This is a genomic window from Actinoplanes sp. NPDC024001, from assembly GCF_040638955.1.
Taxonomy (GTDB): Bacteria; Actinomycetota; Actinomycetes; order Mycobacteriales; family Micromonosporaceae; genus Actinoplanes.
Genome location: NZ_JBEZZB010000126.1, coordinates 25,480 through 32,116, shown reverse-complemented (window position 1 = coordinate 32,116; position 6,637 = coordinate 25,480). Strand labels below are relative to the sequence as shown.

7 protein-coding genes and 1 pseudogene are annotated in these 6,637 nt (G+C 72.7%); 4 read left to right on the top strand and 4 right to left on the bottom strand.

Going from position 1 to position 6,637, the window contains the following annotated elements; translation table 11 throughout:
• Both AB0F81_RS36395 and AB0F81_RS36390 read left to right on the top strand, forming a co-directional pair.
• Positions 1–791 (top strand): annotated as a pseudogene (locus tag AB0F81_RS36395) (serine/threonine protein kinase); the annotation flags it as partial.
• A gap of 2 nt (positions 792–793) precedes the next feature.
• Positions 794–1,324, top strand: coding sequence for a DUF6529 family protein (locus AB0F81_RS36390; RefSeq protein WP_360204879.1), 531 nt, complete (start codon positions 794–796; stop codon positions 1,322–1,324).
• A 3-nt stretch (positions 1,325–1,327) separates the two neighbouring features.
• On the opposite strand, the gene AB0F81_RS36385 is transcribed toward AB0F81_RS36390, so the two are convergent.
• Together AB0F81_RS36385 and AB0F81_RS36380 are read right to left on the bottom strand one after the other, a co-directional pair.
• Positions 1,328–2,053, bottom strand: coding sequence for a hypothetical protein (locus tag AB0F81_RS36385; RefSeq protein ID WP_360204876.1), 726 nt, complete (start codon positions 2,051–2,053; stop codon positions 1,328–1,330).
• Positions 2,054–2,063: 10 nt separating this feature from the next.
• A complete protein-coding gene (locus AB0F81_RS36380; RefSeq protein WP_360204874.1) occupies positions 2,064–3,056 on the bottom strand; it encodes a DMT family transporter in 993 nt (330 codons plus the stop codon).
• A 72-nt stretch (positions 3,057–3,128) separates the two neighbouring features.
• On the opposite strand from AB0F81_RS36380, the gene AB0F81_RS36375 reads away from it, so the two are divergent.
• On the top strand, positions 3,129–4,079 hold the full coding sequence (locus tag AB0F81_RS36375) for a LysR family transcriptional regulator (RefSeq protein ID WP_360204872.1): 951 nt from the start codon (positions 3,129–3,131) through the stop codon (positions 4,077–4,079).
• Between the two features lie 188 nt (positions 4,080–4,267).
• Here AB0F81_RS36375 and AB0F81_RS36370 read toward each other — a convergent pair whose 3' ends face one another.
• Positions 4,268–4,882 carry an FMN reductase gene (locus AB0F81_RS36370; RefSeq protein ID WP_360204869.1) on the bottom strand — a complete coding sequence of 205 codons (615 nt, stop codon included), beginning with the start codon at positions 4,880–4,882 and terminating at the stop codon, positions 4,268–4,270.
• Positions 4,879–5,976, bottom strand: coding sequence for an LLM class flavin-dependent oxidoreductase (locus tag AB0F81_RS36365; protein WP_360204866.1), 1,098 nt, complete (start codon positions 5,974–5,976; stop codon positions 4,879–4,881). The genes AB0F81_RS36370 and AB0F81_RS36365 overlap by 4 nt, the downstream gene beginning before the upstream one ends.
• Positions 5,977–6,150: 174 nt before the next feature.
• Here AB0F81_RS36365 and AB0F81_RS36360 point away from each other — a divergent pair, with 174 nt between their 5' ends.
• A complete protein-coding gene (locus tag AB0F81_RS36360; protein WP_360204864.1) occupies positions 6,151–6,627 on the top strand; it encodes a hypothetical protein in 477 nt (158 codons plus the stop codon).
• Positions 6,628–6,637: the final 10 nt, after the last annotated feature.

Below are 6,637 nucleotides of genomic sequence, written 5' to 3'. Positions count from 1 at the left end.
CCAGCCGCGCCGCACCCGGATTCCGCGACCACCAACTGTCGAGCTGGGTGGCCGAGACCGGGCCGGAGCGGGCGCCGTCGCGGTGGCGGCGCGGGCCGCTGGTCACGCTCGGCGCGGCCGCGCTGGTCACCGCCGTCCTCGTCGGTCTCAACATGACCGCGTCGGCCGGCGAGCGCACCTTGCAGACCGCCCAGCAGGTGAGCCTGCCGCCGGCGGTGACCCCGCAGACCGGTGGCGCCGCGCCGCCCGGCTCGCTGCCGCCGACCACCGAGCTGGCCGTGCCGCCCGCCGGCGCCTCCCCCAGCCCGGAGAAGCTGCGGGTGACGCTCGCCGGCGAGGTCGAGGGCGGCGCCGGCACCCTGGCCATCTCGATCCGGGACGGGCGGGCGATCGCGTACATCTGTGACGGCAAGCGGGTCGAGTCCTGGCTGCAGGGCACCGCCCGGGCCGGCGCGCTCTCGCTGAAGGGCCGTGACGGCAGCCGGCTCACCGGGACCTTCGACGCGAAGGGCGCCGAGGGCCAGGTCACCGTCGAGAAGAAGACCAGCGACTTCGACATCGGCGTGGTCCGCAAGCCGTCCGGCCTCTACCGCACCGCCGCCCGGGTGCGCGGCGCCCAGCTGGAGGGCTCCTGGATCGTGCTGCCGGACGGCCGGCAGGTCGGCGTGCTCACCGAGAACGGCGTGCCCGCCCCCGCCCCGCGCCTCGACGTGACGAACCGTTCCACCACGGTGGACGGCACGACGGTCACGGCCACCTCCATCGACGTCGACAGCGGCGAGGGATTCTGACCGTGGAGGCCGGCACCGTGCGGCGGCCCGGCGTGTGGCTGCCCGCGGTCGCCGGCGTCGGCGTGGCGGTCGGGCTCGGCGTCTACGGCCGGCTGCACGACCCGGCCGGCACCACCGAGCTGCTCGGCTTCCTGCGCCCGCTCAGCATCAAGGCATGGCTGGCCACCTCGGTCGCCGGCCTCGCCGTGGTGCAGCTGGTCTCCGCGCTGGCCCTCTACGGCAAGCTGCCCTCGGCCCGCTGGGTCCCGGCGACGCACCGGTGGAGCGGGCGGCTGGCCGTGCTGGTGTCGCTGCCGGTCGCCGTGCACTGCCTCTACGCGCTCGGCTTCCGCGGCGACGACCCGCGGGTGCTCGCCCACTCGCTGCTCGGCTGCCTGTTCTACGGCGCGTTCGTCGCCAAGATGCTGCTGATCAGCCGCCCCGGCGAGCAGCGGTCCTGGGTGATCCCGCTCGCCGGAGGGCTGGCCCTGACGGCCGTGGCCGGCCTGTGGCTGACCTCGTCGTTCTGGTTCTTCCTCACGGTCGGCCGGTGAGTCTCACTCCTCCTCGGCCTGGCCGATCGACATGAACAGCACCACGCCGTCCTCGACCTCGAAGCGCATCGTCCAGCCGACGTGGCCGGCGACCGGCATCTCGTACATGTTCTCGTCGGCCTGCTGCAGGCCCTTGCCCTGGTAGGCCGCGGTCAGCTCGGCCACCTTCGACCCGCGCTTGACGCCGGCCTCGGTGACCGCTTCCTTCGGCGCGGCCAGCGCGACGAGCTTGCCGTTGGTGTAGGCGGCGCCGCCGGCCTCCAGGAAGTCGGCCAGCCGCTGCTCGATGCGGCGCGCGGACTTCGCGTACGCCTCAGCCGTCTCGGCGTCGCCGAGCTCGTCGTTGTCGGCCTTCAGAACGTTCTTCTCGATCTCCTCGTCGGCGGCCATCCGGCTCGCGTCCGGTTTCGGCCCGCCGGTGAACGAGTAGACGTTGCGGCCCAGCACCGTCGACACCGGCTCGGCCTGCAGCTCGCCGGTGGCGAGCGCCTCCTTCTCCGGCAGGGCGATGGTCACCTTGCCGAAGCCCTCCGGCCCGAACTGACCGCTCGCCGTGGCAGCCGGCGCCGAGGCGGCGGCCGAGCCGGACGTCGGCTGCGGAGCCGCGGTGGTGCCGGAACCCTTCTCGGAGTCCGAGGTGCAGCCCGCGAGCAGGCTCGCCGTCAGGGCCAGCGCACCGGCGGCGGCACGGATACGAAGGGTGTTGCGTCGGTTGTCCCCGTTGTGCATGCCCGGCAGCCTAGTCAGGCCGGGCATCCGCCGTGATCCGGCCGTCCCCGCCCGAACCCGCCCCGACCTGCGCGGGGACCGGTTCGTGCGGCACCGGTACCGTCACCGGATCGTGATCTCCGGCGGTCCGGTGGCGGGTCTCCACGCGCAGGCCGTAGTGGGTGCCGGTGAGGACCAGAGCGATGCCGAGGACGGTGGTCGCGGTCAGCTGTTCGCCGCCGAGCCCCACGCCGATCAGGACGGCCCAGACCGGTTCGGTGCCGAGCAGCAGGCCGGCCCGGGAGGCGGAGGTCCGGCGTACGGCCCAGAGCTGCACGAGGAACGCGAAGAGACTGCACCCGAGTGCCAGGTAGAGGATGCCGAGCCACTGTGCGGGGCCGAAGGCGGCCACGGCGGAGGGCAGGGCCGGTGCGGCCGCGACGGTGAACACGACCGCGCCGACCACGGTCTGCAGTGCGGTCAGGGTCACCGTGTCGTACGACCGGCCGCGGGTGAGGTGGCCGGAGAGGGTGACGTGGGCGGCGCGGACCACGGCGGCGGCCAGCATCAGCGCGTCACCGGCCGACGGCGCCCGCAGCCCCGGACCGGCCACCAGCAGCACCACCCCGCCGAACGCGACCGCCGCGGTCAGGAAGAACCGGCCGGGCAGCGGGCGGCGCCGGAGGGCACCCTCCAGGGCCGGGGTGATCAGGATGGTCAGGCTGATCAGCACACCGGCGTTGGTGGCGCTGGTGAGCGAGACGCCGTACGTCTCCAGGACCAGCACCGCGGCCTGGGTGAGACCGAGCAGCGTGCCTACCGCGATCTCGCGCCGGTCCGGCCGCGCGGGCCGGCGCAGCGCCACGACCGGCACCATGGCGACCGCGGAGACCAGGAACCGCAGGGCGAGGACGGCGAGGACGCCACCGACCAGGACCAGACTCTGGGCGGCCAGATAGCTGCTGCCCCAGATCACCGCAACGGCCAGCAGCAGCAGATCGCCCCGGCTTCGCACCATCGACATGGTGGAAGCCTCGAACGCCGCGATGATGTAGACAAGGCAGCAACTTCTCAATCGACGATGTAGTGAGGCCTAATGGATCTGCATCACCTGCGGCTCCTGCGCGAGCTCGGCGACCGCGGCAGCGTCGCCGCGGTCGCCCGCGCTCTGCACATCACCCCGTCGGCGGTCTCGCAACAGTTGAAGGCGCTGCAGCGGTCGGCCCGGGTGCCGCTGACCGAGCTGCGGGGCCGCCGCCTCGTGCTCACCGACGCCGGCCGGGCGCTGGCCGGGGTGGCCGTCGAGGTGTCGACCGCGCTGGACCGGGCGAACCGGATCGTCGACGCCTACCTGGACGACCCGGCGGCGCCGGTCAGCGTGGCCGCCTTCCACAGTGCCGCTCTCGCCTACTTCCCGGCGCTGCTGCAGCGCGCGGACCGGCCGCCGGTGCGCTGCGTGGACGCTGACGTGGCGCACGCCGAGTTCCCGCCGCTGGTCGCCGACTACGACCTCGTGGTGGCCCACCGGCTGCCGCACAGCCCGCCCTGGCCGGCGGACCGGGTCGCCGTGGTGCCGCTGCTCCACGAGCCGCTCTACGTGGCGATGCCGGCGAGCCATCCGCTGGCGGGCCGGCCATCGGTGACGGTGGCCGAGGTCAGCGCCGAACCGTGGATCAGCGTGCACGACGGCTTCCCGCTGCAGGGCATCCTCACCGCGATCGCCGCGGCGGCCGGGCGGCCGCTGACCATCGCGCACCGGATCAACGAGTTCACCGTGGCCGCCGCGGTGGTCGCCGCCGGCGCGGCGCTGGCGCTGCTGCCGGGTTACACCACGGTGCCGAGCCCGGGTGTCGTGCTGCGGCCGCTCGCCGACCTGAACGCCGGCCGGCAGATCGACGTGCTGGCCCGCCCGGAAGCCCTGCACCGCGCGTCGGTCCGCGCCGTGCTGGACTCCCTGCACCGCATCACCGCCACCCTCCGGCTGACGTCCAGCGCTGCCCGCGGTCGCGAAACACCGCACCACCCGCCAGCCGAACCCCCCAGCTGACCATCAGCGCCGCACCCCAGCCCAGCCCTCAGCCAGAGCCCCCGGCCGACCCTCAGCGCTGCCCACCGGCCCCCGACACCACCCTGGCGGGCAGCCGGGGAACTTGGCTGGGGCTCAGGGCTGCCGGGCGGGCTTTGAGAGGGCACTGGCGGGCAGCCGGAGAAGGTGGGGCGGGCGGAGGCGTACGGCTAGAGGTTTTTCATGAGGTCTTCGAAGCTGGCGGTCAGCGCGAAGGGATCGGTCACCGTGGCCGGCTCGCGGCGTTCCACCTCGCGGGCGAGCTCGGCCGCGGCGCGGTCGATGCGGCCGCGCAGCGGACCCTCGACCGAGTTGGCGCCCCAGTCGTCGCTGGCCGCGAAGACGCCGGTCGGGATGATCGCGGCGCGCAGGTAGGCGAAGAGCGGCCGCAGCGCGTGCTCGATCACCAGCGAGTGGCGGGCCGTGCCGGCCGTGGCCGCGAGCAGGACCGGCTTGTCCACCAGGGCATCCTTGTCGAGGACGTCGAAGAAGGACTTGAACAGGCCGCTGTAGCTCGCGCTGAACACCGGGGTGACCACGATCAGCCCGTCGGCGGCGGTGACCGCCTCCTGGGCCTGCTTGAGCGCGGCCTTGGCGAAACCGGTGAGCATGTTGTCGGTGATGTCGTGGGCCAGGTCGCGCAGCTCGATGACCTGCACGTCGAGGGTGACACCGAGCTGGGCGGCGGCGCGCCCCGCCGCCGCGGACAGCTGGTCCGCGAGCAGGCGGGTCGACGACGGCTGGCTCAGGCCCGCGCTGATGACGACGAGCTTGCGCTGCTTCATGCCTGGACCTCTTCCTTCTTCTCGGAACGGGCGGCCAGCAGGGAGGCGTGGGTCGGGGCGTCCGGCACGTGGGCCGGCTTGAGCGCGGCGAACTCCTTGCGGAGCACCGGCACGACCTCGGATCCGAGCAGGTCGAGCTGCTCCAGGACGGTCTTCAGCGGCAGGCCGGCGTGGTCCATCAGGAACAGCTGGCGCTGGTAGTCGCCGACGTAGTCGCGGAACCCGAGCGTACGGTCGATGACCTGCTGCGGGCTGCCGACGGTCAGCGGCGTCTCCCGGGTGAAGTCCTCCAGCGACGGGCCGTGGCCGTAGACCGGGGCGTTGTCGAAGTAGGGGCGGAACTCCTTCACCGCGTCCTGGCTGTTCTTGCGCATGAACACCTGGCCGCCGAGGCCGACGATGGCCTGGTCGGCGGAGCCGTGGCCGTAGTGCTCGAAGCGCTGCCGGTAGAGGCCGACCATGCGCTGGGTGTGCTCCTTCGGCCAGAAGATGTGGTTCGCGAAGAAGCCGTCACCGTAGTAGGCGGCCTGCTCGGCGATCTCCGGGCTGCGGATCGAGCCGTGCCAGACGAACGGCGGCACCTCGTCGAGCGGGCGCGGCGTGGAGGTGAAGCTCTGCAGCGGGGTGCGGAACTTGCCCTGCCAGTCGACCACGTGCTCGCGCCACAGCTTGTGCAGCAGCGAGTAGTTCTCGATGGCGAGCGGGATGCCGGCGCGGATGTCCTTGCCGAACCACGGGTAGACCGGGCCGGTGTTGCCGCGGCCGAGCATCAGGTCGACGCGGCCGTCGGCGAGGTGCTGCAGCATCGCGAAGTCCTCGGCGATCTTCACCGGGTCGTTGGTGGTGATCAGCGTGGTCGCGGTGCTGAGCTGCAGCGTCCTGGTCTGTGCGGCGATGTACGCCAGCGTGGTGGTCGGCGACGACGAGAAGAACGGCTCGTTATGGTGCTCGCCGAGCGCGAAGACGTCGAGGCCGACCTCCTCCGCGTGCTTCGCGATGGTGACGATGTCCTTGATGCGCTCGCCCTCGGTCGGGGTCCGGCCGGTGGTGGGGTCGGTGGTGATGTCGCTGACCGAGAAGATTCCGAACTGCATGACCCGCTCCTGGACTATCCGGCCGGGGCTCTGACGTCCCGGACTGCCCTGCACAACTTTATTGACGGCAAAACTATTTCAGATTCAAACAACTTGCGCTGCGGTGGGGGTCACACCCCGCTTGGCACACTCTCGGCATCGACGCGCACACGCTGAGTTCGTCAGAGTGGTCGGGTGAGCATCTCGCCGCCGGAACCCGGCCGCGCCCCGGTGCGGCGGCATCTGATCGCCCTGCCCCGGGAGCGCCCGGGCACGGTCCGGCGGCACCTGGTGGCGCTGCCGCGCGGCCGGCCCACGGTGCGGTTCGACCTCGACGACTCACCACAGCGCCGCGACCGCCGGCCCCTGCTGGCCGTCATCGTGTCGTTCGCCCTGCTCCTCCTGCTCTGCGGCGGCGCTCTGGCCGGCCTCTCCCGGGTGCGCGACCACGGCGGCGACGTGCGGCCCGCGACCAGCGTCCCGGCGCAACCGTCGGTCACGGCGGTGGCACAGGAGGACGCGCGGACCGGGCGCCGGTGCGGCCCCACCGCGACGGTCGGCCGCACGAGTCAGGGCCTGTTGATGATCTGCGGACCCGACCGGCGGGGACGGGATCGCTGGCGGCCGATGAGCCCCACGACCTGGCACCACCTGTCCGGACGATCATCATAATGATCTTCCT